At 69.5% G+C, this 482-nt stretch carries 1 protein-coding gene; it reads right to left on the minus strand.

Features of this window, described 5'->3' with window-relative positions; genetic code table 11:
* Positions 1–482, minus strand: a 482-nt coding sequence (locus EN949_RS35625) for an FAD binding domain-containing protein (protein WP_206535023.1), incomplete at both ends; no start/stop codon positions are given.

Genomic DNA, 482 nt, shown 5'->3' on the forward strand with positions numbered 1-482 from the left:
CCCGCCACGGCTTAGCCGCGACGCCGCCCAGCGCCAGCCTTGCGGCGCGGATCTTGCCGCCGTCGACGACGAGCGCTGCCGCGGCCGATACGACGGCAAAGGCATAGGAGGTGCGTTCGCGGACTTTGAGGTAACGGGCATTGGCGGAGAAGGAGGCAGCCTCCGCCGGCAGGCGCACCGCCACGATCAGGTCGCCGGGCTCCAGCGCATTCTCCCGCTGCGGCGTTTCGCCGGGAAGCCGGTGAAATTCCTCCAGCGAAACATGGCGCCGGCCCTTCTTGCCTTCGATCTCGACCACGGCGTCGAGCGCCACCAGCGGCACGCAGAAATCCGACGGGTGGGTGGCGATGCAGGCGTCGCTCCAGCCGAGCACGGCGTGCAGGCGGTTTTCGCCTTCCAGCGCGTCGCAGCCGGTGCCTGGCTGGCGCCTGTTGCAGGCGCTGGCGGTGTCGTAGAAATAGCTGCAGCGCGTGCGCTGCAAC

It is taken from the genome of Mesorhizobium sp. M7A.F.Ca.US.007.01.2.1, from assembly GCF_003998165.1.
GTDB lineage: Bacteria > Pseudomonadota > Alphaproteobacteria > Rhizobiales > Rhizobiaceae > Mesorhizobium > Mesorhizobium ciceri.